26 protein-coding genes are annotated in these 24,399 nt (G+C 59.3%); 9 read left to right on the top strand and 17 right to left on the bottom strand.

Features of this window, described 5'->3' with window-relative positions:
- The first annotated feature begins 27 nt into the window (after window positions 1–27).
- The gene (yacL, locus tag C1N84_RS15225; RefSeq protein WP_058770707.1) at window positions 28–390 is read left to right on the top strand and encodes a protein YacL; all 363 of its coding nucleotides are present in this window, start codon (window positions 28–30) and stop codon (window positions 388–390) included.
- A 39-nt stretch (window positions 391–429) separates the two neighbouring features.
- Here yacL and C1N84_RS15220 read toward each other — a convergent pair whose 3' ends face one another.
- The 4 genes from C1N84_RS15220 to C1N84_RS15205 form a co-directional block, all read right to left on the bottom strand.
- Complete coding sequence (locus tag C1N84_RS15220) at window positions 430–1,749, bottom strand: MFS transporter (RefSeq protein ID WP_058780450.1); 1,320 nt, start codon at window positions 1,747–1,749, stop codon at window positions 430–432.
- Between the two features lie 41 nt (window positions 1,750–1,790).
- Window positions 1,791–2,744 carry a phosphoglycerate dehydrogenase gene (locus C1N84_RS15215; RefSeq protein WP_264441631.1) on the bottom strand — a complete coding sequence of 318 codons (954 nt, stop codon included), beginning with the start codon at window positions 2,742–2,744 and terminating at the stop codon, window positions 1,791–1,793.
- A 171-nt stretch (window positions 2,745–2,915) separates the two neighbouring features.
- Window positions 2,916–3,800, bottom strand: a complete 885-nt coding sequence (locus C1N84_RS15210; protein ID WP_264441630.1) for a dihydrodipicolinate synthase family protein — start codon at window positions 3,798–3,800, stop codon at window positions 2,916–2,918.
- Between the two features lie 11 nt (window positions 3,801–3,811).
- The gene (locus tag C1N84_RS15205; protein ID WP_394541661.1) at window positions 3,812–4,966 is read right to left on the bottom strand and encodes an iron-containing alcohol dehydrogenase; all 1,155 of its coding nucleotides are present in this window, start codon (window positions 4,964–4,966) and stop codon (window positions 3,812–3,814) included.
- Between the two features lie 188 nt (window positions 4,967–5,154).
- On the opposite strand from C1N84_RS15205, the gene C1N84_RS15200 reads away from it, so the two are divergent.
- The 3 genes from C1N84_RS15200 to C1N84_RS15190 are packed head-to-tail and all read left to right on the top strand — an operon-like array spanning window position 5,155 to window position 8,167.
- Window positions 5,155–6,426: a D-threonate kinase gene (locus C1N84_RS15200; RefSeq protein ID WP_282954723.1), complete on the top strand. Its 1,272-nt coding sequence runs from the start codon at window positions 5,155–5,157 to the stop codon at window positions 6,424–6,426.
- Complete coding sequence (locus C1N84_RS15195) at window positions 6,371–7,399, top strand: D-threonate 4-phosphate dehydrogenase (RefSeq protein WP_394541660.1); 1,029 nt, start codon at window positions 6,371–6,373, stop codon at window positions 7,397–7,399. The genes C1N84_RS15200 and C1N84_RS15195 overlap by 56 nt, the downstream gene beginning before the upstream one ends.
- Before the next feature lie 6 nt (window positions 7,400–7,405).
- Complete coding sequence (locus tag C1N84_RS15190) at window positions 7,406–8,167, top strand: DeoR/GlpR family DNA-binding transcription regulator (protein ID WP_394541659.1); 762 nt, start codon at window positions 7,406–7,408, stop codon at window positions 8,165–8,167.
- A 78-nt stretch (window positions 8,168–8,245) separates the two neighbouring features.
- On the opposite strand, the gene speD is transcribed toward C1N84_RS15190, so the two are convergent.
- From speD to C1N84_RS15175, 3 genes are all read right to left on the bottom strand, one after another.
- On the bottom strand, window positions 8,246–9,055 hold the full coding sequence (gene speD / locus C1N84_RS15185; protein ID WP_058770602.1) for an adenosylmethionine decarboxylase: 810 nt from the start codon (window positions 9,053–9,055) through the stop codon (window positions 8,246–8,248).
- Window positions 9,056–9,074: 19 nt separating this feature from the next.
- Complete coding sequence (speE, locus tag C1N84_RS15180) at window positions 9,075–9,929, bottom strand: polyamine aminopropyltransferase (protein WP_264441628.1); 855 nt, start codon at window positions 9,927–9,929, stop codon at window positions 9,075–9,077.
- A gap of 109 nt (window positions 9,930–10,038) precedes the next feature.
- Window positions 10,039–10,386 (bottom strand): YacC family pilotin-like protein, encoded by a 348-nt coding sequence (locus C1N84_RS15175; protein ID WP_021507525.1) that lies wholly within the window; start codon window positions 10,384–10,386, stop codon window positions 10,039–10,041.
- Between the two features lie 177 nt (window positions 10,387–10,563).
- Here C1N84_RS15175 and cueO point away from each other — a divergent pair, with 177 nt between their 5' ends.
- Window positions 10,564–12,177 (top strand): multicopper oxidase CueO, encoded by a 1,614-nt coding sequence (cueO, locus tag C1N84_RS15170; RefSeq protein ID WP_058774811.1) that lies wholly within the window; start codon window positions 10,564–10,566, stop codon window positions 12,175–12,177.
- Here the strand turns inward: cueO and C1N84_RS15165 are convergent.
- A complete protein-coding gene (locus C1N84_RS15165; RefSeq protein WP_394541658.1) occupies window positions 12,164–13,459 on the bottom strand; it encodes a cystathionine gamma-synthase family protein in 1,296 nt (431 codons plus the stop codon). The two genes, cueO and C1N84_RS15165, sit on opposite strands and share 14 nt — an antisense overlap.
- A gap of 154 nt (window positions 13,460–13,613) precedes the next feature.
- On the opposite strand from C1N84_RS15165, the gene hpt reads away from it, so the two are divergent.
- The 4 genes from hpt to C1N84_RS15145 all read left to right on the top strand — a co-directional run bounded on the left by hpt (window position 13,614) and on the right by C1N84_RS15145 (window position 17,248).
- Window positions 13,614–14,150 carry a hypoxanthine phosphoribosyltransferase gene (gene hpt / locus C1N84_RS15160; RefSeq protein ID WP_021507522.1) on the top strand — a complete coding sequence of 179 codons (537 nt, stop codon included), beginning with the start codon at window positions 13,614–13,616 and terminating at the stop codon, window positions 14,148–14,150.
- A gap of 245 nt (window positions 14,151–14,395) precedes the next feature.
- Window positions 14,396–15,322, top strand: coding sequence for an ABC transporter ATP-binding protein (locus tag C1N84_RS15155; protein ID WP_021507521.1), 927 nt, complete (start codon window positions 14,396–14,398; stop codon window positions 15,320–15,322).
- Complete coding sequence (locus C1N84_RS15150) at window positions 15,319–16,089, top strand: ABC transporter permease (protein WP_021507520.1); 771 nt, start codon at window positions 15,319–15,321, stop codon at window positions 16,087–16,089. Before C1N84_RS15155 ends, C1N84_RS15150 begins: the two co-directional genes overlap by 4 nt.
- Before the next feature lie 151 nt (window positions 16,090–16,240).
- Complete coding sequence (locus C1N84_RS15145; protein WP_215786548.1) at window positions 16,241–17,248, top strand: acyltransferase family protein; 1,008 nt, start codon at window positions 16,241–16,243, stop codon at window positions 17,246–17,248.
- A 36-nt stretch (window positions 17,249–17,284) separates the two neighbouring features.
- On the opposite strand, the gene panD is transcribed toward C1N84_RS15145, so the two are convergent.
- The 9 genes from panD to thpR all read right to left on the bottom strand — a co-directional run bounded on the left by panD (window position 17,285) and on the right by thpR (window position 24,391).
- Window positions 17,285–17,665: an aspartate 1-decarboxylase gene (panD, locus tag C1N84_RS15140; RefSeq protein WP_021507518.1), complete on the bottom strand. Its 381-nt coding sequence runs from the start codon at window positions 17,663–17,665 to the stop codon at window positions 17,285–17,287.
- A gap of 85 nt (window positions 17,666–17,750) precedes the next feature.
- The gene (gene panC, locus C1N84_RS15135; RefSeq protein ID WP_264441626.1) at window positions 17,751–18,605 is read right to left on the bottom strand and encodes a pantoate--beta-alanine ligase; all 855 of its coding nucleotides are present in this window, start codon (window positions 18,603–18,605) and stop codon (window positions 17,751–17,753) included.
- 15 nt (window positions 18,606–18,620) lie between these two features.
- Window positions 18,621–19,415 carry a 3-methyl-2-oxobutanoate hydroxymethyltransferase gene (panB, locus tag C1N84_RS15130; RefSeq protein WP_058780480.1) on the bottom strand — a complete coding sequence of 265 codons (795 nt, stop codon included), beginning with the start codon at window positions 19,413–19,415 and terminating at the stop codon, window positions 18,621–18,623.
- Between the two features lie 82 nt (window positions 19,416–19,497).
- Window positions 19,498–19,983, bottom strand: coding sequence for a 2-amino-4-hydroxy-6-hydroxymethyldihydropteridine diphosphokinase (folK, locus tag C1N84_RS15125; protein ID WP_058780459.1), 486 nt, complete (start codon window positions 19,981–19,983; stop codon window positions 19,498–19,500).
- A complete protein-coding gene (gene pcnB, locus C1N84_RS15120) occupies window positions 19,980–21,395 on the bottom strand; it encodes a polynucleotide adenylyltransferase PcnB (protein ID WP_206543568.1) in 1,416 nt (471 codons plus the stop codon). Before pcnB ends, folK begins: the two co-directional genes overlap by 4 nt.
- Before the next feature lie 38 nt (window positions 21,396–21,433).
- Window positions 21,434–22,369, bottom strand: coding sequence for a tRNA glutamyl-Q(34) synthetase GluQRS (gluQRS, locus tag C1N84_RS15115; RefSeq protein ID WP_394541657.1), 936 nt, complete (start codon window positions 22,367–22,369; stop codon window positions 21,434–21,436).
- 70 nt (window positions 22,370–22,439) lie between these two features.
- Window positions 22,440–22,895 (bottom strand): RNA polymerase-binding protein DksA, encoded by a 456-nt coding sequence (gene dksA, locus C1N84_RS15110; RefSeq protein ID WP_021507512.1) that lies wholly within the window; start codon window positions 22,893–22,895, stop codon window positions 22,440–22,442.
- Window positions 22,896–23,134: 239 nt separating this feature from the next.
- Window positions 23,135–23,851: a DNA/RNA nuclease SfsA gene (sfsA, locus tag C1N84_RS15105; RefSeq protein ID WP_021507511.1), complete on the bottom strand. Its 717-nt coding sequence runs from the start codon at window positions 23,849–23,851 to the stop codon at window positions 23,135–23,137.
- A complete protein-coding gene (thpR, locus tag C1N84_RS15100; RefSeq protein WP_058780461.1) occupies window positions 23,852–24,391 on the bottom strand; it encodes an RNA 2',3'-cyclic phosphodiesterase in 540 nt (179 codons plus the stop codon).
- Window positions 24,392–24,399: the final 8 nt, after the last annotated feature.

Genomic DNA, 24,399 nt, shown 5'->3' with positions numbered 1-24,399 from the left:
CTGGCGCGCCACTGGTATGAGGCCAACATGGAATATGAATTTCTGCGTGACGTGACCGGTCAGGTCCGGGTGCGCATGTCGATGGACCACGAAGCGGTGGGGCACTGGTTCAATGAAGAAGTGAAAGAGAACGTTGCGCTGCTGGATGAAGTCGAAGCCGCGGTGCGTGCAGTCAAAGGCACGCAGCAGCAGTGGCAGCGCGTCGGGCACGAATATACGCTGTGGCTGGATGAGGAAGAGGTGATGATCCGCGCCAATCAGCTGGCGTTAGAGGATGACGGCCTGGAAGAGGGCATGACTTATTACGATGAGGAGAGCCTGTCGTTCTGCGGCGTGGAGGATTTTCTTGCGGTGATTGCTGCTTATCGCCGGTTTATGGCCGGCCGTTAACGGGCGCCCGCAGCCGGGGCGCCACTGCCGTTGCGCTGGTTACACTCCGTTAATGGCGGAACGGGCGTGGGATAAAGGTTCCTCATCCACAATCGGTTCGACCTTACCGAGCAGGAACAGGTAGTTAAGGATTCCGATCACCACCAGCACCGCCGAGAACACCAGCGCCCAGGTAAAGTGGCCGGTGGCACCGACGATAGCGCCGGTAATGATTGGCCCGACCGCACCGCCCATATTGGAGACGGTATTCTGCAACCCGGCAACAATTGACACGCTGTTGGTGGGCGCAACATCGCCCGGCAGCGCCCACACCTGAGATGCCGCGACGGTGGTGCCGGACTTAGCAATACACAGCAGCAGCACCGTCATGAACACGGAATCGGTGAACGGCGCGAACCCGATGCACAGCGCCATCAGCAGGCCAATCGTCAGGAACAGCTTGCGCGTGGCGGTCAGCGACAGCACTTTTTTATGCACCATACGGTCCGACGCCCAGCCCGCCAGCACCTCAATCACCATGCCGCAGATCAGCGGCAGCGCCGCCACCATGCCCATTTTCAGGAAATCCATCCCTTTGTCTTTCACCAGGTAGGTTGGCAGCCAGGTGATAAAGAAGTAGGAGGTGTAATTGATGGTGAAGAAGCCAATACACATCGCCCAGATGTTGCGGTAGCGCAGCAGCTTGTACCACTTCATCGGCCGCACGTTCTTATCGCCGTGCTTCTGCGCCTGGCCATCGCGGATCAGGCGCACTTCATCGGTGCTAATCGCTTTATGGTCTTCCGGGTTCTCGGCATAAATGAAGTACCAGGCGATGACCCAAATCAGCCCGACGGCACCAATCGCCAGAAAGGTCAGACGCCAGTCGAACAGCGCGATCATAAAGACGATCAGCGGCATGGCGACGGCCCCGCCAAATTTTGATGCGCTGTCGAACAGGCCGGAGACGGTGGCGCGCTCGCGATCCGGGAACCAGCGCGCGGTAATACCGGCGTTGCTGGGATAAGCCGCTGCTTCACCCACGCCGAGCGCCAGACGCAGCGCCAGCAGCGATTTAAAGCCGGTGGCGAGCCCCATTGCCATGGTGGCGATCGACCACCAGCCGACAGCGATGCCGAGGCCTTTTTTCTGGCCGAAGCGGTCGGCAAACCAGCCTGCCGGGATCTGCAACAGCGCATAAGACCAGAAAAACGCCGCCATGATAAAGCCCATCATCTCCGGATTGATGTCGAGCTCGGTGATCAGGTGCGGTGCGGCGGCAGAGAGTACGGTACGATCAATATAGTTAATGGCAATGGCCAGCCACATCAGGCCGGCGATCCACCATCTGATGCGTGTTGAGCGTGCGGTGTTGGTCATAATCATTATCCACGCGAAAAGGGTGACAGAGGAGGGCGGCGTCAGGCCAGCCCGTTCATGACATTCATCGGGCGTTCGCCCTGTTTTATACACTGCACAATCTGCGTCACGCAGCGTTCACCAATGGCGCTGATGGCACCGTCGGTATAACCGGCAAGGTGCGCCGTGGGGATAAAGTTGCTCAGGGTGAACAGCGGATGCTGCGCCAGCGGCTCCTGCACAAAGACATCCGCCGCCGCACCGGCAATCACGTTATCCTGCAATGCCTGGTAGAGATCCTCCTCATTCACTACGCCACCGCGTGACGCGTTGATGAGAAACGCGCTCTTCTTCATGCGCTTCAGGCGCGCGGCGTCGAACAGGTTTTGCGTCTGGTCGGTGAGCGGCATATGTAAGGTGATGAAGTCGCTGTGCTCCGTCAGCTGATCGAGGCTGACAAACGTCACGTCGTGTTCGGCGGCGAAGGCGTCATCGGGGTAAAAATCGAAGGCGAGGATGCGCATATTGAAACCTTTAGCGCGCAGTGCCACCTGCTTACCGATATTGCCCAGGCCGATGATGCCGAGCGTTTTGCCGTAGACATCGGTGGCAAAAATGCGCGGCCAGAGGCCGGCGCGGGTCTCTATTGCGGCGGTGGTGATCTGGCGCGCGCTATTGAGAATCAGCGCAAAGGCGAAATCGGCAACCGCGTGTTTGTTCGCGTCCGGCACGTTCGTCACGTAAATACCGCGCGCACGCGTCGCGTTGAGGTCGATGTTATCGACGCCTACGCCGTGCTTGCAGACAATTTTCAGCTGCGGTGCCAGCGACAGCAGCGCATCGTTGACCTCGGTAAAGGCCACGATCAGGGCGACGGTGTCGGCGAGATGCGGCGCCAGCGCGCTGAGCGGCGCGTCGGCGGGCAGCGTAATCAGCTCAAAGCCCTGCTGGCGCAGTGTGTCGATCGGCGCGGCGTCGTAGCGGGCGAACGAAGGTGAAGTACAGATGACTTTCATAGCAAATGCGTCCCGGTGTTAATAACAGCAGCCATCGCTGCCTGAATCCGCCCCGCCACCGTCAGATTAACCCTAACCCTGATGGCGGCAGGGGGGAGCGGCGCCTGTATTGCGCGATGAATCGCGCCGCTACCACAGCTGCGTGCGGTAAGTGCTTTGAATTTACTGGCTTTACTGCAAATACTGATTCACGCTCTGGCGGATCTTCTGCTCTTCCTCCGCAGAGAAGCGCACCGCATAGCGGCTGTCGCCGACCTCATAGCCGAGCAGCGCCACGGCTTTTTTCACCGCCGCCGGGGAAAAACCAATGCTGTAGAGATCGGTACGCAGGCCGGTGACGTTCTCCTGAGCGGCGCGCGATCCGGCGATGTCACCGGCATGGAAGCGCGCCCAGATGGCGTTAATCTCTTTCGGCGCCACGTTAGCCAGCCCGGAAATACAGGCGGAACAGCCATCGACGAAGCCCTGATGAATCAGTGAATCCGGCCCGTTCAGCACGTTGAAATGCGCAATACCTGCCGCTGCCTGCAGAAAGCCGCTCAGGCTTTCGTAGCTGCCGGCGCTGTCTTTGATGCCAATGATGTTGGGATGCGCTGCCAGCGTGCGCACGGTTTCCGGCAGCAGCGTATTACCGGTGCGCGCCGGAATGTTGTAGAGAAACAGCGGGACGTCGATAGCGTCGGCCACGGCACGGTAGTGATCAATCAGCTCTTCCTGTTTGAGCAGCACAAAGTAAGGGGTGATCACCGAGACGGCATCCACGCCCAGCTTTGCCACCTGCCTGCCCAGCCGGATAGTCTCACGCGTCGAGATCTCGCCAATGTGCGCCACCACCGGTGCAGTGCCGTTTACTTCGTCGACGCAGGTCTCGGTCACCGCCAGCTTTTCCTGCTCGTTCAGCACGAAAAACTCCCCGTTGGTGCCGCCGCAGAAAATACCGTTGCCGGCGCTCAGCTGACGCTGAATCTGTTCACGCTGCGCGGCAGGATTGTAGGCTCCGTCGCGATCAAAAGTGGTGACGATGGCGGTCAGTACGCCCTGAATATTTTTGCTCATGATTTCCCCGCTCATGCTGAGTGATTTAACGCCGGAAACAGCGTCAGGTAGACGTTGCGCACATCGTCGGCGCTGACTTTCATCGGTACATTCTTCATCAGGCGCTGCACGTCCAGCGCGGCTTCGACCAGATACGGCAGATGATCCGGCCCGATACCCAGTGCTTCCAGGCTGGCCGGCAGTTTAAGGCGCTGCACCAGCGCGGCGAAATAGGCCACCAGCGCGTGCGATTTGGCCTCTTCATCCAGTGCACTATCGGCATCCGGCAGCAGATCGTAGGCCTGCGCGAACTTGCTCACCGCCGCCGGACGCACAAACTGCATGCACGGCGCCAGCAGAATGGCGTTGGCCACGCCGTGTGGCAGATGATACTTGCCGCCCAGCGGATACGACATGGCGTGCACCAGGTGTGTCCCGGCATGGGCGATCGCCGCTCCGCCGTAGTAGGACGCCCACAACATATTCAGCCGTGCTTCCAGGTTGTCCGGTTCGGCAAGGTTCTTTTCGAGGCTGGCGAACAGCTTTTTCATGCCGATCAGCGCATAGTTATCACTCACCGGATTGGCCACGGTGGCGGTGAAGCACTCAATCAGGTGACACAGCGCATCAATCCCGGTCGACGAGGCGATGTGCGCCGGCATGCTGGTGGTCAGTTCCGGAATCAGCGCCACGTAGTCCGGCAGCATCACCGGCGAAATAATACCGACTTTGGTCTCTTTCTCCGGAATGGCAAGGATGGCATTGGGCGTGGCTTCCGAGCCGGTGCCGGCCGTGGTCGGGATCAGTAAAGAAGCGGTACGCGTGTGCGGCTTCTCACCGGCCAGCAGGGCCGTCAGGGTTGGCGCATCGGCCACGCACAGCACGGACAGCAGCTTCGCCACATCCAGCACGCTGCCGCCGCCAATGCCGATCACCAGATCGACGTCGCCGTGCGGCAGAGCCGCAACAATCGCCGCCACATCATGCTGGCTCGGTTCGGGCGGCACCGTATCAACCAGGCTCAGGCTGGCGATCTGCTGCTGCAGCCGGGCGACAAGCGCCTGCACCGCCGGAATACCCAGAATGTTTTTATCCGTGACCAGCAACGCCTTCTGCTTATCCTGCAGTAAATAGCTGAGATCGTTCAGAGCCTGATAGCCACTGATCACGGTGCTGTTGATATTCATGTCATGCCCTTATAACGGTTTTGCACATTATGATTAGGTTTGCTCAATGCTGTGCGGGGTGTATCCCTTTCTGAGGCTAAATTTATAGGCGATATCGATTTCAATTAATTTGATCTTGCTCACATATAATCAATCATGATTGAATATAATCAAATGCAGCACGGCAAGGGGCCGTGACAGGAGAGAGAATGACTTCATCGCCATGGAAAACGCCCGTTCTGGTGATTGCCGACGATTTTACCGGTGCCAACGACGCAGGCAGCGGCTTCGCGCTGGCTGGCGCGCGCGTCCACGTGCTGTTCAATAACCTGACGCCCCCGGAGGCCGGCGTTGCGGATGTGCTGGTAATCAGCACCGATAGCCGTGCGGTCAGCGCAGCGGAAGCCGCCAGCCGCACGCATGCCGCCATGCAACCGCATCAGCAGATAGCGCAGCACGGCTGGCTGTTTAAGAAGATTGACTCAACGCTGCGCGGCAATCCAGGCGCTGAGGTGGCGGCTGCGCTGCAGGTCAGCGCGAAACGGCTGGCGCTGGTGGTGCCGGCGGTGCCTAAGCTGGGCCGCATCACGCGCGGCGGGGAAGTGTGGATCCATCAACAGCGCCTGACTGACACCGAATTTGCCAGCGATCCTAAAACCCCGGTGACCAGCAGTAACGTGCTGACGCGCCTGCAGATGCAATGCGATCTGCCGGGCGAGCAGATCGATCTTGCCACGGTACGCAGCGGCATGCTGGCCGCACGGCTGGCGACCAGTCAGGGCCTGCTGGTACTGGACGCGGAACTGCAGGCGGATATCGACACTATTATCGCGGCGGCCGCGACGCTGCCGGAACGTCCGCTGCTGGTCGGCGCGTCCGGGTTAAGCGATGCGCTGGGTGCGCATCTTGCTGCGCGGCCCTCTCGCCCGGTGCTGGCGATTGTCGGTTCGATGAGCGCCATGGCGCAGCAGCAAATCGCCCGGCTCGCCAGCCAGCGTGACATCCGCTTGATTGATATTGATATTTGCCAGCTGTTTGCCACACCGGCATGGCCGCAGGCGGCGGCCTGGCAGCAGGCGATGGTCCAGGCGCTGCGCGAGGGCGTGCACTGTGTGGTGCGCACTACGCAACAGGCTGACCAGCGCCACGCGATTGCGCAGCTGTGTCAGCAGCAGCAGATTACGCGCCAGCAGCTCGGCGAGCGCATCTGCCAGTTTCTGGCGCAGCTGACGCGCGCCGTCTGCGCGCACATTCAGCCTGCCGGCCTGTTTCTTTCCGGCGGTGACGTGGCCATCGCGGTGGCGCAGGCGCTCGGGGCCAGCGGCTTTCAGATTCAGGGCCAGGTGGCGGGCTGTGTGCCGCACGGGGTTCTGCTTAACAGTGAATTACACCTGCCGGTGATGACCAAAGCGGGTGGCTTTGGTGATGAAAACACCCTGGCGGAAGCCATTCGTTTTATTGAGGAGAAGTCGAGTGAATAACACTATTGCGGTGACCATGGGCGATCCGGCGGGCATCAGCCCGGAAATCATCATTAAAGCGCTGGCAGAAGGGGAGCTGGCGGGCATTCCGGCGGTGGTGGTCGGCTGTGCCGCGACGCTGCGTCGGGTGCTGGCGCTGAACATTACGCCGCACGCTGAGTTGCGCGTGCTGGACAGCGTGCAGGATGCGCATTTCGCACCGGGCATCATTAACGTCATCGATGAGCCGCTGGCCGATCCTGACGCGCTGCAGCCGGGCAAGGTACAGAAGCAGGCCGGCGATCTGGCCTGGCGCTGCGTGAAGCGCGCCACCGAACTGGCGCTGGCGGGCGACGTGCAGGCGATTGCCACCGCCCCGCTGAACAAAGAGGCGCTGCACGCGGCGGGCCACCTTTATCCCGGCCATACCGAACTGCTGGCACAGCTGACCCAGACCAAAAATTACGCCATGGTGCTGTATACCGACCATCTGAAAGTGATCCACGTGACCACGCACATCGCGCTGCGTAAGTTCCTCGACACGCTAAACGGCGAACGTATTCAGACGGTGATCGGCATGGCTGACAGCTTCCTGCGCCGCGTGGGCTATGACCAACCGCGCATCGCCGTCGCCGGGGTCAATCCGCACGCGGGCGAGAATGGCCTGTTTGGTGATGAAGAGATCACCACGGTGACGCCAGCGATCCAGGCAATGAAGCAGCAGGGCATTGATGTCTATGGCCCGTGCCCGCCGGATACGGTGTTTTTACAGTGCCAGCAGGGGCAGTACGATATGGTGGTGGCGATGTACCACGATCAGGGGCATATCCCGTTGAAACTGCTTGGATTTTACGATGGCGTCAACATCACGGCGGGACTGCCGTTTATCCGCACTTCCGCCGACCACGGCACGGCATTTGATATCGCCTGGACAGGTAAAGCGAACTCTGCGAGCATGGCGATCTCGATTAAACTCGCGATGCAGCTTGCATAGGGAAATATGAAGGGACAAAGCCGTCTCGACCAGATTATGGACTATCTCAAAAGTCATAATCTGGTCACTGTTGAACAGCTGGTGAGCGCCATTTCTGCTTCGCCAGCCACCATTCGCCGCGATCTGATTAAGCTGGACAAGGAAGGGGTGATTAGCCGCAGCCACGGCGGCGTCACGCTGAACCGCTTTATCCCGACGCAGCCGACCACGCTGGAGAAGATGCAGCGTAACCTGGCGGAGAAGCAGGCCATCGCGCAGTTCGCCGCCAGCTATGTGCAGTCCGGCGATGCGGTGGTGCTGGATGCCGGCACCACCATGCTGGAACTGGCACGACAGCTGACCCATCTGCAGCTGCGGGTGATCACCGCCGATCTGCACATTGCGCTGTTTTTGTCGGAGTTTAAACAGATTGAGACCACCATCATCGGCGGCCGCATCGACGACTCCAGCCAGTCGTGCATTGGTGAGCACGGCCGGCGCCTGCTGCGCAGTATCAATCCGGACATTGCGTTTGTCAGCTGTAACTCATGGAGTATTGAGCGCGGTATTACCACGCCGACGGAAGACAAAGCCGGGCTGAAGATGGATCTGCTGGTCAACGCGCGCCGGCGCATTCTGCTGGCCGACAGCAGTAAATATGGCTCATGGTCGCTGTACTGCGCGGCACCGATTGATAGCCTGACCGATGTGGTGACCGATTCCCGCCTTGATGAAGCGGTATGCCGTGATTTGCGCGAGCGCGGCATTGGCCTGCAGCTGACCGCGTAAATGTGCCGCCCGCATCAGCGGGTGAATGACGTGCGCTGCGCTACCGCGGCGCAGCCTTCACCCACTGCTGGCGCTGAGTTACAACAACTTCAATCCCGTCGCCGGGATATTGCGCCCGTAATAAATCTCACGCATCTCCTTCCACAACAGATTGGTAATGCGCTTGTGCTCCTGCGGGCTCAGCTCTTCAGGTTTGGTGTTGAACAGGTAATACTTCAGATCAAATTCCTTCAGCAACATCTTGGTATGAAAGATGTTTTCCTGATAAACGTTAACGTCCACCATGTCGTACATCGCTTTCATATCCTCGGACATGAAGTTCTGAATGGAATTGATCTCATGGTCGATGAAATGCTTCACGCCATTGACGTCGCGGGTGAAGCCGCGCACGCGGTAATCCACGGTTACGATATCCGACTCCAGCTGGTGGATGAGATAATTCAGCGCCTTCAGGGGCGAAATCACGCCGCAGGTCGAGACTTCAATGTCGGCGCGGAAGGTACATAAACCGCCTTCCGGGTGACTCTCCGGATAGGTGTGCACGCAGATGTGACTCTTGTCGAGGTGCGCCACCACCGAATTGGGCAGCGGGCCGGGATGCTCGGAATTATCGATATCCTGCGGATTGATCGGCTCTTCGCTGACCAGAATCGTCACGCTGGCACCCTGCGGCTCATAATCCTGGCGCGCGATATTCAGCACGTTAGCACCGATGATTGAGCAGGTCTCGGTGAGGATTTCCGTCAGGCGGTTGGCGTTATATTGCTCATCAATATAGGCGATATAGCCATCACGTTCGGCTTCGCTATTGGCATAGCAAATGTCGTAGATACAAAAACTCAGGCTTTTGGTCAGATTATTGAAGCCATGTAGTTTTAGCTTTTGCAATTGGGTTCACCTCCTGAGGTCAGCTGAGCGCGTTTAAAAGGTATTGCGGCAGGGCAAAGCTGCCGATGTGCAGCTCTGGCGTGTAGTAACGGCAGGGCAGTCCGGCTGCGGCAAAACGTGACTGCAGCGTCGTAAGGTCCGGCTGGCGCAGCGCCGGATCGTCGCTCGCCCAGGCGAAGGTCATGATGCCGCCGTAGTAAGTCGGAATCGCCGCCTGGTAAAAGCTGACGTCAGCGAAATAGTGGCTGAGTTTGCGGTGGCTGTTGACCGCTTCATCCTGCTGCAGGAAGCAGACGCCGTTCTGCGCGACAAACACGCCACCGTGATTGAGCGCCTGTTTGCAGCCGGCATAAAACGCCGAGGTGAACAGACTCTCGCCGGGACCGATTGGATCGGTACAGTCGGAGATGATCACATCAAACCGTTCCTGCGTCTGGCTGACGAAGTTAACGCCATCGTCGATTACCAGCTGCAGACGCGGATCGTCAAAGGCGCCGGCGCTGTGATTAGGCAGATAGGTTTGGCAGAAATTCACCACGCCGGCATCAATTTCCACCATGGTGATGTGCTCAACGCGCTGATGCCGGGCGACCTCGCGCAGCATCGCGCCGTCGCCGCCGCCGATAATCAATACGCGCCGGGCATTGCCGTGCGCCAGAATCGGCACGTGCGTCATCATTTCGTGATAGATAAACTCATCGCGCTCGGTGGTTTGCACCACGCCGTCCAGCGCCATCACGCGGCCAAACGCGGCGTTCTCAAAGATCACCAGATCCTGATGCGCGGTTTTATCGCGGTATAGCAGATTGTCTACGCTGAAATATTGGCCAAAGCCGCTATGCAGCGTCTCATGCCAGGTCTCTTTGTCGGCCATGCCGGAGCGCTCCTTATGCTGTTAACGCGCAATAATGCCAGAAAAAAGCATAACGAATTATGACCGTGCTTGCACGGTCAGGGCGTTAACAGCAGCGCAGGGCGGAGGATTATTTCACGTAGGCAAGCAGGCTGAGGGAATCGCGCGCCAGCGACTTACACTTTTTGTCGTTGGTGATGGCGATACCGCTCAAATCTTTGTAGCTCTCTTCACCGAGGGATTTCATGTTGTAAGCGCTGTAATTGCTCAGATCCCAGCGGTTTTGCTGGGCAAAAAACACCAGTGCTTTACGAATCTGCGCGTCGGGCAGATCCTGATAGCCGCAATCATTTTTCAGATAGACAAACACGGCGGTGAGGTCAGCCAGATCTTCTGCTTCGGATTCGCTCAGGGCAAAACTGGTGGAGGAGAAGCCAAGGAGTCCCGCCAGCAGCAGGATCTTGATGCTTTTCGTCATAATCGTTCTCAACAAGGGACAATTTAATGACGTTAGCACAGTTATTGCCGGGATTCCGCTAAATTTGGCTAAATGGGCCACTGGCGCGCTTTTTATCCCGGCGGGCGCTTTCATCGCTTGACCCTCCCGCAGGGGAAAGGTTTACGCTGTGCCCCTATTCACGATAAGGATATGAATATGCAACGTCGTCATTTTCTCAAGCTGACCGCCGCCCTCAGTGCAGCCGGCGCGCTGCCCTTCTGGAGCCGCTCGCTGATGGCCGCTACGCGCCCGCTGTTGCCCATCCCGTCGCTGCTGGAGCCCGATGCACACGGCCAGTACACGCTGACCGCCATGACCGGCAGCAGCCAGTGGAACGGCAAATCCGTCCCAACCTGGGGTTACAACGGTAGCCTGCTCGGCCCGGCGCTGCGGCTGCAGCGTGAGAAAAGCGTCACCGTCAATATTCATAATCGCCTGCCGGAAGCCACCACGCTGCACTGGCACGGGCTGGAAATTCCCGGCGCGGTGGATGGCGGTCCGCAGGCGCTGATTGCGCCCGGCGCCACGCGTCAGGTGAGTTTTACCCCCGATCAACCGGCGGCGACCTGCTGGTTCCATCCGCATCAGCACGGCAAAACCGGCTATCAGGTGGCGCAGGGGCTGGCAGGGCTGGTACTGCTGGAAGATGAGGCGTCCGGCAAGCTGCGGCTGCCGATGCAGTGGGGCGAAGATGATGTGCCGCTGATTTTCCAGGATAAGCAGCTCACTCAGGACGGCACGCGTATCGATTATCAGCTGGATATCATGCGCGCCGCCGTGGGCTGGTTTGGCGATTTGATGCTGACCAACGGCGTGCCGTATCCGCAGCACGCGGTGCCGCGCGGCTGGCTGCGGCTGCGCCTGCTCAACGGCTGCAACGCGCGCTCGCTGCACATCGCCGCCAGCGATAAACGTCCGCTGTACGTGGTGGCGAGCGACGGTGGCCTGCTGGCTGAACCGGTGAAGGTGGAGAGCCTGCCGCTGCTGCCGGGCGAGCGCTTTGAAGTGCTGGTGGATACTTCAGACGGCAAAACCTTCGATATCGTAACGCTGCCGGTCACGCAGATGGGCATGACGCTGGCGCCGTTCGATCAGCCGCTGCCGCTGGTGCAGATTCTGCCGCTGCGCGTGATGGCCAGCGGTACGCTGCCGGACCAGCTGGTGGATGTGCCGCCGCTGCCGGCAACGGAAGGGCTGCAGAGCCGCTGGCTGCAGCTGATGATGGATCCGCAACTGGATCAGCAGGGCATGCAGGCGCTGCAGCAGCGCTACGGTGCCAAAGCGATGGGCAGCCAGCACGGCGCGGGCAAAGCGATGGATCACGGCAGCATGAACATGGACCATGGCGCGATGGATCATGGCAACATGGAGCACGGCGATATGGCGATGGATCAGGGCAACCCTGCCAGCAGCGCCGTATATGATTTCCACAACGGCAACAAAATCAACGGCCAGGCCTTCAACATGGAAAAGCCCATGTTTGCCGTGCCGCTGGGCAAATATGAAAAATGGACCATCTCTGGCGAAGGCGACGCCATGCTGCATCCGTTCCACATTCACGGCACGCAGTTCCGTATTCTGTCCGAGAACGGCAAGCCGCCTGCGGCGCATCGCGCCGGCTGGAAAGATATGGTCAGCGTCAACGGCTGGCGCAGTGAAGTGCTGGTGCGCTTCAACTACGTCGCCGATAGCGAAAATGCCTATATGGCGCACTGCCATCTGCTGGAGCATGAAGATACCGGCATGATGCTGGGCTTTACGGTGAGCTGACGGCCGCTTCCAGCGCCAGGCGGATATCCTCAATCAAATCATCGGCATGTTCGATGCCGATCGACAGGCGCACCGTCGCGTCGGTGATGCCGATGCGCTCCCGCACCTCCTGCGGCACGCCGGAATGGGTGGTGCTGGCGGGATGGCTGGCGAGCGACTCGGTGCCGCCGAGGCTCACCGCCAGTTTGAACAGCGCCAGCGCGTTGAGAAAGCGGAATGCCGCAGCCTGGCCGCCCTCGATATCAAAGGAGAAGGTGGAACCGGCGCCGCTGCACTGGCGCTGCCAGGTTTCTCCTGCCGGACTGCTGGCGTCGAGATAGGGCAGCCAGTGCAGTTTCGCCACCTGCGCGTGATCGCGTAAAAATGCCGCGACCTGTTCCGCATTGCTGGCGGCTTTCTCCATGCGCAGCGACAGCGTTTCCAGCGAGCGGCCAATCATCCAGCTGGAGTGCGGATCGAGCTGGGTGCCAATCGCGCTGCGCAGCGAACGCACTTTGTTGATTAATGCCCGGCTGCCCAGCGCGGCGCCGGCAATCAAATCGGAATGACCGCCGACATATTTGGTCAGCGAATAGAGCGAGATATCCGCGCCGTGCTGCAGCGGACGCTGAAACAGCAGGCCGAGCAGGGTGTTATCGCAGGCGAGAATCGGCCGGGAGCCCTGCTGCTGGGTGATCACCTCTGCCACCTGACGCATCAGTTGGATATCTACCAGACTGTTGGTGGGGTTGGCCGGCGTTTCAATCAGAATCATCGCGACGCGCCCGCGCTGCCACGCCAGCTTCGCGGCCTCATACACTTTATCTTCGTCGGTGCCGTCGCTGAACCCCACCGCTTTGATCTCCAGATCGTGCAGCGTTTTGCTCAGCAGCGTTTCGGTGCCGCCGTACAGCGGCTGCGAGTGCAGGATCACTTCGCCGGGACGGGCAAAGGTCAGCAGCGTGGTGGCGATGGCCGACATACCGGAAGAGAACAGCGCGGCGCTTTCGGCACCTTCGTAGATCGCCAGCCGGTCTTCGACGATCTCGCTGTTAGGGTGGTTGAAGCGGGAATAGACCAGCCCGCCGCTTTTGCCCGCCGGCGGCTGCTGGCGGCCGGCAACGAAATCAAAAAATTCTTTACCCTCTTCGGCGCTGTTAAACACAAAGGTGGATGTAAGAAATACCGGTGGCTTCACCGCACCTTCTGACAGGCGCGGATCGTAACCGTAATTAAGCATCTGGGTTTCCGGATGCAGTTCGCGCGTGCCGATGTGCGTTTTTTTACTCGATGAAGCGGCCATAGGGATCTCCAGAGAGAGCGGGCAGGATGCTTACAGTTAACGCCAGCGCAATAAATTTCGCCACGGTAACGTTTGCGTTCTGTGCGCGGCGTTAGCCTGTGCGTCGACTATGATAGAATGCGCGGCTTTCTGAAAACCTTCTTAGGCGAATGCAATGAAACACACCGTCGACGTGATGATCTCTGAGCAGGAGATCGCAACCCGTATTGCCGAACTGGGCAAGCAGATCAGCGAGCACTACCGCAACAGCGGCAGCGAAATGGTGCTGGTCGGCCTGCTGCGCGGCTCCTTCATGTTTATGGCTGACCTGTGCCGCGCCATTGATGTCGCGCACGAAGTCGACTTCATGACCGCCTCCAGCTACGGCAGCGGCATGTCCTCTACGCGCGACGTGAAAATCCTTAAAGATCTCGATGAAGACATTCGCGGCAAAGACGTGCTGATCGTCGAAGACATCATCGACTCCGGTAACACCCTAAGCAAAGTGCGTGAAATTCTGCAGCTGCGTGAGCCAAAATCGCTGGCGATCTGCACGCTGCTGGATAAGCCGGAGCGTCGTGAAGTTGAGGTGCCGGTCGAGTTTGTCGGCTTTACCATTCCGGATGAGTTCGTGGTCGGCTTCGGTATCGACTACGCACAGCGCTACCGCCATTTGCCGTATATCGGCAAAGTTACGCTGCTGGACGAATAACCGCACAATCTTCCAAGGCTGATTCCCTCCGCCTGCGATAAGATGCGCAGCCCGTAACTCAATGACTTACGGGCTCGGCACGCGTTTTCCTGCGGCACGCAGAGTGGTAGAGTGTGGTGGGTTATCACTCTGCGCAATTCCTTTGATTTCACAACCGTTATCGCTGAATAACCCCGCACGCTCGACGCGAGCGCACTATCATTTCATATGGCTATGATGTCACTACAACAGGGTACGGACTCGCAATGACTTATGCACTGGAACTTTCCGGGCTGACCAAGACCTATCCCGGCGGCGTACAGGCGCTGAAAGGCCTCGATCTCAACGTGGAAGCAGGCGACTTTTATGCCTTACTGGGCCCTAACGGTGCCGGTAAGTCCACCACCATTGGCATTATCAGCTCGCTGGTGAACAAATCCAGCGGCAGCGTGCGCGTGTTTGGCTATGACCTGCAGAAAGATGTGGTCAACGCCAAGCGGCAGCTTGGGCTGGTGCCACAGGAATTCAACTTTAACCCGTTTGAAACCGTGATGCAGATTGTGGTTAATCAGGCCGGTTATTACGGCGTGGAACGCGCCGAAGCGAACAAGCGCGCGGAAAAATACCTCAATCAGCTCGACCTGTGGGGCAAGCGTAACGAACGGGCGCGCATGTTGTCCGGCGGCATGAAGCGCCGGCTGATGATTGCCCGGGCGCTGATGCATGAACCGAAACTACTGATTCTTGATGAGCCGACGGCTGGCGTGGATATCGAACTGCGCCGCTCAATGTGGGTGTTCCTGAAAGAGCTGAACGCCAAAGGCACCACCATCATCCTGACCACCCACTATCTGGAAGAGGCGGAAATGCTGTGCCGTAACATCGGCATCATCCAGAGCGGCGAGCTGGTGGAGAACACCTCAATGAAAGGGCTGCTGTCCAAGCTGCAGTCGGAAACCTTTATCCTCGACCTGGCGCCGCGCAGCCCGCTGCCGCAGCTGGAGGGCTTCCAGTATCGTCTGGTTGATACCTCAACGCTGGAAGTGGAAGTGATGCGTGAACAGGGGCTGAACAGCGTATTCAGCCAACTGAGCGCGCAGGGCGTGCAGGTGCTCAGCATGCGCAACAAAGCGAATCGTCTGGAAGAGCTGTTCGTCAGCCTGACGCAGGGAAAAACAGGAGTAACCGCATGACGCATCTGTACTGGGTGGCGCTCAAGAGTATCTGGAGCAAAGAGATCAACCGTTTTGCCCGCATCTGGATTCAGACGCTGGTGCCGCCGGTGATCACCATGACGCTGTACTTCATTATCTTTGGCAATCTGATCGGCTCACGCATCGGCGATATGCACGGCTTCAGCTATATGCAGTTTATCGTGCCGGGCCTGATTATGATGGCGGTGATCACCAACGCTTACGCCAACGTCGCCTCGTCATTCTTCAGCGCCAAGTTCCAGCGCAACATTGAAGAGCTGCTGGTGGCGCCGGTGCCGACCCACATTATTATCGCCGGTTATGTCGGCGGCGGCGTAGCGCGCGGCGTGTGCGTGGGCGTGCTGGTGACGGCGGTGTCGCTGTTTTTCGTGCCGTTCCACGTATTCTCGTGGCCGATGGTGGCGATCACGCTGCTGCTGACAGCGATTCTGTTCTCGCTGGCGGGCCTGCTGAATGCGGTGTTTGCGCGCACCTTTGACGATATCAGCCTGATCCCGACCTTCGTGCTGACGCCGTTAACTTACCTCGGTGGCGTATTCTACTCGCTGGCGCTGCTGCCGCCGTTCTGGCAGGCGGTGTCGAAGCTCAATCCGGTGGTGTACATGATCAGCGGGTTCCGCTATGGCTTCCTTGGCATCAACGATGTTCCGCTGGTGTTGACGCTGTCAGTGCTGGTGGCGTTTATCGTGGTGTTTTACGTGCTGGTGTATGCGCTGATTCAGCGCGGACGCGGCTTGCGCACCTGAGGCGCAGCTCCGAATAAGAAGCCGCTGCCGGCGTCGTCCGGCGGCGGCTTTTTTTTACCTGCTCTTCGCAGTTCCAGACGCGTCTTGTGCTTTCAGCCCGTGGCTTTCCCCATAGTGGCCGCTGACCAAAAAAGCAGCGGGGGAGCGAAGAGTGAATCGGGTATCATGGATTGATAATTTACGCGGCATGAGCATTCTGGCGGTGATTTTTTTGCACTGCATGATTGCAGTGAACCAGCAGGCCGGGCACTTCACTGCCTTTAACGAGCTGGTGAATCAGCTGCTGGCGCCGGTGCGTATGGGGCTGATGTGCTTTGTCTCCGGACTGTTCGTCGCCAGCGGTTTACGCCACGGGCAGGCGCGCTATCTGCGAAACAAAGTCAGCAGCATTCTCTATCCGTTTGCCGTCTGGGCGCTGATCTACGGCGGGCTGAAGTGGACCTTCAGCGCGATGGCCAATCACCCACAGTCGCCGCTGGCCATCGCGCTCGGCCATCTGAGCGGCGGCGATATCACCTGGTTTCTGCACTCGCTGTTTCTGTTCTTTGTGCTGATTATCCCGGCGCGCCGCCTGCCCGCGGCGCTGGTGCTGACATTGTGCGTTGCCGGTGCGGTGCTGCTGCCGCCGGTGCCGCCTGACTCGCTGTTTGCCAGTTTCGACAACCTGCATCTGAACAAGTCGCTGGTGCTGTTTGCCTTCTTCTACAGCGCCGACTGGCTGGTGCGCCAGGATATTGATATTGCCGCGTTCGCGCAGCGTCGTACGCCGCTGCTGCTGTCGCTGATCGCCTTTATGCTGCTTGCGGCGTTCAGCCTGTGGGGCGGGCTGCGTCAGCATTCGCCGTGGCTGCTGCCGCTGGCGCTGCCCTCCATCCCGCTGTTCGTTGCGCTGGCCTGTCGTATCAATCTGCGGGCGATTAACTACGTTGGCCGCCATTCGATTGTGTTTTATCTGTCGCACTATCTGGCGATTCAGGTGTGCAGTAAATTGCTGCGCCACGACGGCCACTCTGCGTGGCTGGCTGACCTGCATTTTGTGCTGGCGTTCAGCGTCGCGCTGGCGTTGCCAACGGCGCTGTGCGTACTGCGGGCAAAAGGGTGGTTTGACTGGTTGTTTACGCTGAAGCGCAAAGGGCAGCCGCAGCTGGCGGGCGTATAAGGGAAAGGCGCGCTGTCAGTACAGCGCGCGGGATGATCAGGCCACCTGTACCGGCAGCGCTTTAGCGATACGTTTCATCTCGTTATCGCCGTCGAAGTAGGCCACTTTGGGCTGCCAGCTGCGCGCCACTTCATCTTCCACCTGCACATAAGAACAGATGATCAGCAGATCGCCCTGACAGGCACAGCGCGCGGCTGCACCGTTGACCGAAATGATTTTTGAGCCACGCTCGGCGGCAATGGCATAGGTAGAGAAGCGCTGGCCGTTGGTGACGTTATAGATGTCGATGGCTTCGTATTGCAGAATGCCGGAGGCATCAAGAAAATCCTGATCGATGGCGCAGGAGCCTTCATAATGCAAATCCGCCTGCGTCACTTTTACGCGGTGCAGTTTGCCTTGTAATACGGTACGAATCATAGCGTGATACCTTTGTTATACCCGTGCGCGGCCGGTTTCCACCGCGCAGTGTGTAGCGGGTACATGCTGCCCATAAACGACGGCGTTAAACCGTCAGATCCACTTGCTGATTATCAATCAAACGCGCATTGCCGAGCCAGGCGGCCATCAGAATCACTGCGCGCTGGCTGTCGACCGTCAGTGGCTGCAGCGTATCGGCATCGCAGATGGCCAGGCCGTCCGGGCGCAGGCCCTGATCGCGCAGCGTCTGTTCGGCGTGCTCAATAATCTCATCCACGTGCCGCTCGCCGTTGCTGAGGCGCTGCGCCATGCTGTTCATCACTTGGCTGAGCACGGGCGCCAGCTTGCGTTCATCGGCAGTAAGATAGCCGTTACGTGAGCTGAGCGCGAGACCGTCTTTGGTGCGCACCGTCGGCACGCCAACGATGTCAATGTCAAAGCCCATGTCCGCCACCATCTTGCGGATGATCGCCAGCTGCTGAAAATCCTTCTCGCCAAAACAGGCGATATCCGGCTGCACCAGATTAAACAGCTTACTGACGATGGTCGCCACACCGCGGAAATGACCGGGACGGCTGGCACCCTCCAGCAGCGAGGAGAGGCCCGGGACTTCAACAAACGTCTGGCTGTCGAGACCCTGCGGATAGACATCGGCCGGCGCCGGGGCAAAGACCAGGTCGACGCTGTGGCGATTGAGTTTTTCACAATCGTCCTGCAGCGTGCGCGGATAGCGCGCCAGGTCGTCGGCGCGATCAAACTGCATCGGGTTAACGAAGATCGATACCACCACGATATCTGCGCGCTGGCGTGCTTCATCCACCAGCGTCAGATGCCCCTCATGCAGGTTGCCCATAGTGGGCACCAGCGCGATGCGTTTACCTGCCTGGCGCCAGCGTCGAATCTCACGGCGCAGCAGCGGCAGCGTTTCAATGATCAGCACTGCAAATCTCCTGATTTACTGGAAACTGTGTTCGGCAGCAGGGTAGGTGCCTGCTTCAACGTCGGCCATATACTGGCGAATTGCCGCACGAATGTCGCCGGTTTCCGCAAGGAAATTTTTGGCAAATTTTGGAATGTGGCCGCCGGTAATACCAAACGCGTCGTGCATCACCAGAATCTGGCCGTCGGTGACGTTACCGGCACCGATGCCGATCACCGGTACCGACAACGCTTTTGTGACGCGCTCAGCCAGCGCGACCGGCACGCATTCCAGCACCAGCAGCTGCATACCGGCCGCTTCCAGCGCCAGCGCATCCGCCAGCAGGCGCTCGGCTGCCGCTTCATCGCGCCCCTGCACCTTGTAGCCACCGAAGATATTAACCGACTGCGGCGTCAATCCCAGATGACCACACACCGGCACGGCGCGCTCGGTCAGCATGCGCACGGTCTCTGCCAGCCAGGCGCCGCCTTCCAGTTTTACCAGGTTGGCACCGGCACGCATCAGCTGCGCGGCACTGTCAAAGGTTTGCTGCGGCGTGGCGTAACTCATAAACGGCAGGTCGGCCATCACCAGCGCGTCAGGCGCACCGCGCCGCACGGCGGCGGTGTGATAAGCAATATCGTCGACCGTCACCGGCAGCGTGGAATCATGGCCCTGCACGGTCATGCCGAGCGAATCGCCAATCAGCAGCAGCGGAATGCCCTGGTCGGCAAACAGGCGCGCGAAGCTGAAATCGTAGGCGGTCAGCGTGGCGAACTTGCGGCCGCTGGCTTTCAGCTGGCGTAAGTGAGAGAGGGTGGTGGGTTTCATCGCAATCTCCAGCATTTTCTGATGCGCGCAGTGTACTGGATTGATTGCAAAGGCGATACGACGGGCGTGCGATTCTGCCGCGTCAGGCGGACCACAAGCGGATGCTGCTGCGGTCCAGCGTCGCCAGAATGCCGGCCAGCGGCTGGCCGTTCGGCAGGCGCAGCGTCGGCGCGATTTCCAGCAGTGGCACCAGCATGAAGGCGCGGTTGTGCATATCGTAGTGCGGCACCGTCAGGCGCGGCGTGTGGATCACTGCATTGCCGAACAGCATGATATCGAGGTCCAGCGTGCGCGGTCCCCAGCGTTCAGCTTTGCGCACCCGGCCATGCTCCAGCTCAATGCGCTGGGTGTGATCGAGCAGCGTTTCCGCGGCCAGTGTGGTCTCCAGTGCCACCACGGCGTTGAGGTAATCCGGCTGATCCGGCGGGCCGTACGGTGGCGTGCGATAAAACGCGGAGGTGGCTACGCGGTGGGTATCGGGAATGGCATCCAGCGCGGCCAGCGCTGCATCAACCTGATGCAGCGGATCGGCGAGATTACTGCCTAAGGCGAGATAGACCCGCGTCATGACGCGCTGTGGTTGCTGTCGCGGCGCGGGCCAGCTGGACGACGGCGCGGACGGCGTGGTTTACGGCGCGGAGCCGGATCGTCACCCAGGGTGTTGAGCATGGTCTTCTGCTGTGTCGGCACCGCCGACTGGAACTCGCCCCACCACTGGCTGAGGCGCAGCAGCTCGGCGTTGTTCTCGACTTCTGCGCGCAGCGCCAGCAGGTCGTAGGCGGCGCGGAATTTAGGATGCTCCATCAGCTTCCATGCGCGCTTACCGTGACGGCGCGACATGCGCAGCTGCAACTGCCAGATATCGCGAATCAGCGTGGTGATACGTTTCGGAATCGCCAGCGCACGGCAGGCTTCATCCAGCGTTTCGTTCATGGACAGCGCAAACGCGTCGAAATAGGTCAGGCCGCTCTCCTGCGCAATCTGCTCGGCTGACTCCAGCTGCGGATACCAGAACATCGCCGCAAACAGGAACGCCGGATTCACGCGCATATCGTTGTGCAGGCGGGTATCGGTGTTTTTCAGCACCTGGGCCAGCATGCGTTCCATTGGGCTGTCGCCCTGTTCGGTGAAGTTGCGCGCCAGCGTCGGGAACAGCGGCTGGAACAGCTGGTATTCGCGCATCATCAGATAGGTGCGATAACCGTAACCGGCCTGCAGCAGCTTCAGCGACTCCTCAAACAGGCGCGCCGGCGGAATGTCATTCAGCAGCGTGGCGAGGCGGGGAATCGGCTCGGCGGTTTCCGCCGCAATGCTCATGTCCAGCTTGGCGGCGAAGCGCACCACGCGCAGCATACGCACCGGATCTTCGCGGTAGCGCGTTTCCGGATCGCCAATCATGCGGATGATGCCTTCCTGCAGATCCTGCAGGCCACCGACGTAATCGCGTACGGTGAAATCAGCCACGCTGTAATAGAGGCTGTTGATGGTTAAATCGCGGCGCTGCGCATCATCTTCAATGTTGCCAAAAATATTGTCGCGCAGCAGCATGCCGTTCTGACCGCGCTGCGAACCGTTGCGATCGTCGATGCTCTCTTCCTGGTGATGGCCGCGGAACGTGGCGACTTCAATCACTTCCGGACCGAACATCACATGCGCCAGACGGAAGCGACGTCCGACCAGGCGGCAGTTGCGGAATAGCTTACGCATCTGCTCCGGCGTGGCGTTGGTGGTCACATCAAAGTCCTTCGGCTTTTTACCCAGCAGCAAATCGCGCACGCCGCCGCCAACCAGATAGGCTTCGTATCCGGCTTTGTTCAGGCGATACAGCACTTTTAGAGCGTTTTCGCTGATATCTTTGCGTGAGATATTGTGGCTTTCCCGGGGGATAACGGTCATCAGACTTACGGTTTCCACCTCTTCAGGGGCCTCCTCATCACGCTTGAGGACTCTCCGGCAAAAATTAGCGACTCGGGTAAAAATGGGACACCTCGACAGTGAGAAAATGGGTGTGAATAAAATCAGCGGCTAATCATAGCCTGTTGCGAACCATTTAGGAATGGCGTTGTCGTCTCATCCGGTTGTTGCGCATCATGCCGCGGAATCGATGCGCTATCCCAGTGTGTAACGGCATGGTCCAGCAACGCCTCCAGCCCATGGTCCTGCCAGCCCGGCAAAACCGACTGCCCCAGGAAGCTCAGCGCCTGCACCAGCACCGGTCGCGGATCGCCGTCCGGTAAGGCCGGCGCGTGGTTCTGCTTCGACAATTTATTACCGTCCGGGTTAATTGCCAGCGGCAGATGCAGATAAGCCGGCACCGGCCAGCCAAACTGCTGATACAGCGCAATCTGGCGCACCGTTGGTTCAATCAAATCCGCACCGCGCACAATCTCCGTCACGCCCTGAAAATGGTCATCGACCACCACCGCAAGGTTATAGGCGAACAGTCCGTCACGACGGTGAATAATAAAGTCTTCCTGCGCCAGACGCGGCTCCGCCTGCAGATGGCCGCGCAGGCGATCGTCAAAACCATACACCGGCGCATGCTGACGCAGCCGCAGCGCGGCGCCGGCCGGCGGCAGATGTAAATCGCGGCAGTGACCGTCGTAAAAGCCGCCCAGCTGCTGAATGCGGCTGCGCGGGCAGGTACAGAAGTAGCTTTGACGATGTTCGCGCAGCCAGCTAAGCGCCGCGCGATAGGCCTCGTGGCGCTGCGACTGCCACAACACGTCGCCGTCCCAGTGCAGCCCATAATGCGTCAGCTGACGCAGGATGCGCGTTGCGGCACCGGCGACTTCACGTGGCGGATCAATATCTTCAATGCGCACCAGCCAGCGGCCCTGCTGCGCGCGCGCGCTCAGGTAGCTGCCTAATGCGGCTATCAGCGAACCGAAATGAAGATCACCGGAAGGAGAGGGGGCGAAACGCCCGATGCAGGGAAGCGTGGCGGACATCATGCTGTGGTACACCGCACGGCGGGAAAACAGTGGTTTTCCCGGCTGTGCGGCGACAGTCTGTTAACGGCCATTAGCCTGCCATCTGCTTCTCGCGGATTTCTGCCAGCGTTTTGCAGTCAATGCAGAGATCGGCGGTCGGACGCGCTTCGAGACGGCGAATACCAATTTCGACCCCACAGGATTCGCAGTAGCCAAAGTCGTCGTCTTCCACTTTCTTGAGCGTTTTCTCAATCTTTTTAATGAGTTTGCGCTCACGATCGCGGTTACGCAGCTCCAGGCTGAACTCCTCTTCCTGGGCGGCACGGTCAACCGGATCCGGGAAGTTGGCAGCTTCGTCCTGCATATGCGACACAGTACGGTCTACTTCATCCCTGAGTTGGTTGCGCCAGGCTTCCAGAATCTTGCGGAAATGGCTCAGCTGGGCGTCATTCATATACTCTTCGCCCGGTTTCTCCTGATACGGCTCCACCCCAGCGATGGCGAGGATACTCAGGGACGATGTTTTACGGTTTTGCCCTTCTTGCATGTTGTTTCTCCTGGATAACACGCACTACCCGTTCTGTTTCAGATTGCGAAAGCCTTTGCCTGCAACCCGACGCATGCGGGGCATATCGATTCCCATCAGGGAAAAAAACAGGCCGCTATAAATAGCAGAAGCAATCAAGGTTGGCAATTATTCATGAACGCACCTTGACAAGCCTGTGAGGAACAGCGTATTTAGCGCACCGCTCAGAACATTCTTATCACAGCAAATAACGTTAAATATTACAACTGTGCGTTAATCGTTACCGTTAACGGCCGGGTAAGTAACATTTCTGCCGGTGAAATCTGAGCCTGATACGCCAACACTTCCACACCGCAGCGCTGCGCCTGTACCAGTAGTTCTGCGTATTGCGCATCGATATGGTGCGCCGGGGAAACGTCCTCAATCCCCGTGTGCAGAACAGCAAACAACAAAACGGCCCGGTGGCCTTCTGCCGCGATAGTGCTTAATTCGCGCAGATGTTTCTGTCCACGAGCCGTCACCGCATCCGGAAAATAGCCTTTACCATTTTGTAAAAGGGTGACGGACTTGACTTCAATATAGCAGTTGGCTTTGCCCTCCGCTTGCAACAGGAAGTCAATTCGGCTTTTTTCCGTGCCGTATTTCACCTCAGCCTGGCAGTGGCTATAAGCGGATAATTCCGGAATTGCGTCGCGCAGCAGCGCCTCGCGCACCAGTTGGTTGGCGCGCAGAGTATTGACGCAAATCCAGTGACCCTGCGCGGTTTGCGTTATTTCCCAGCTGTGCGGATATTTGCGCGTCGCGCTGGCCGAGGTGGAGTACCACACGGTGTCGCCTGGCGTGGCGCAGCCGGTCATCGCGCCGGTATTGGCGCAGTGCAGGGTAAAGGTGTCACCTTCCGGCGTAATGACATCGGCTAAAAAACGTTTATAGCGGGTGATTAAGCGGGCTGATTGTAACGGCGGATCGAACTGCATTTATGCTCCTGCGGCAGATAACAGTGGCCAGCGCGCCAGCCGGCGATAGCGCGTGCGTCCCTGCGTGAAGCTGGACGCAAACAGCGCAAAATGGCTCACCTCAACGCGCCAGTGAAAACCGCGCGGCGGCAGCGCCACGGCCTGCGCAGCGTGGCGCAGCAGGGTAATGTGGGGATGGAACGGCTGCGTACTCTGCGCACAACCATGGCGCGCGGCCTGGGCGCGCAGCAGGTTGGCCAGCTGCAGTAAACCGCGCGGCGCGCGCTGGCAGCCAAGCCACACCACGCCGGGACGCGGCCAGTGACCGGCGTCATCGAGATCCAGCGTAAAGCCCGGCTGGCGGATGCGTGCCGCCAGCTGCTGCAGCTGGCCCGCCGTTTCCGTGCTGACCTCACCAAGAAACGCCAGCGTCAGGTGCAGATTCGCCGCCGCCACCGGTTTACCCGCGTCTGCGGCGAAGCAATCGGCCCGCCATTGCACCAGCTGTTGCTGGAGGGCATCAGGCAATTCGAGGGCAAAAAACAGTCGTTGCGTGGCCATGCTGAACT

The sequence above is a fragment of the Pantoea sp. SGAir0418 genome (assembly GCF_043529865.1).
This window is presented reverse-complemented; position numbering and strand designations above follow the sequence as displayed.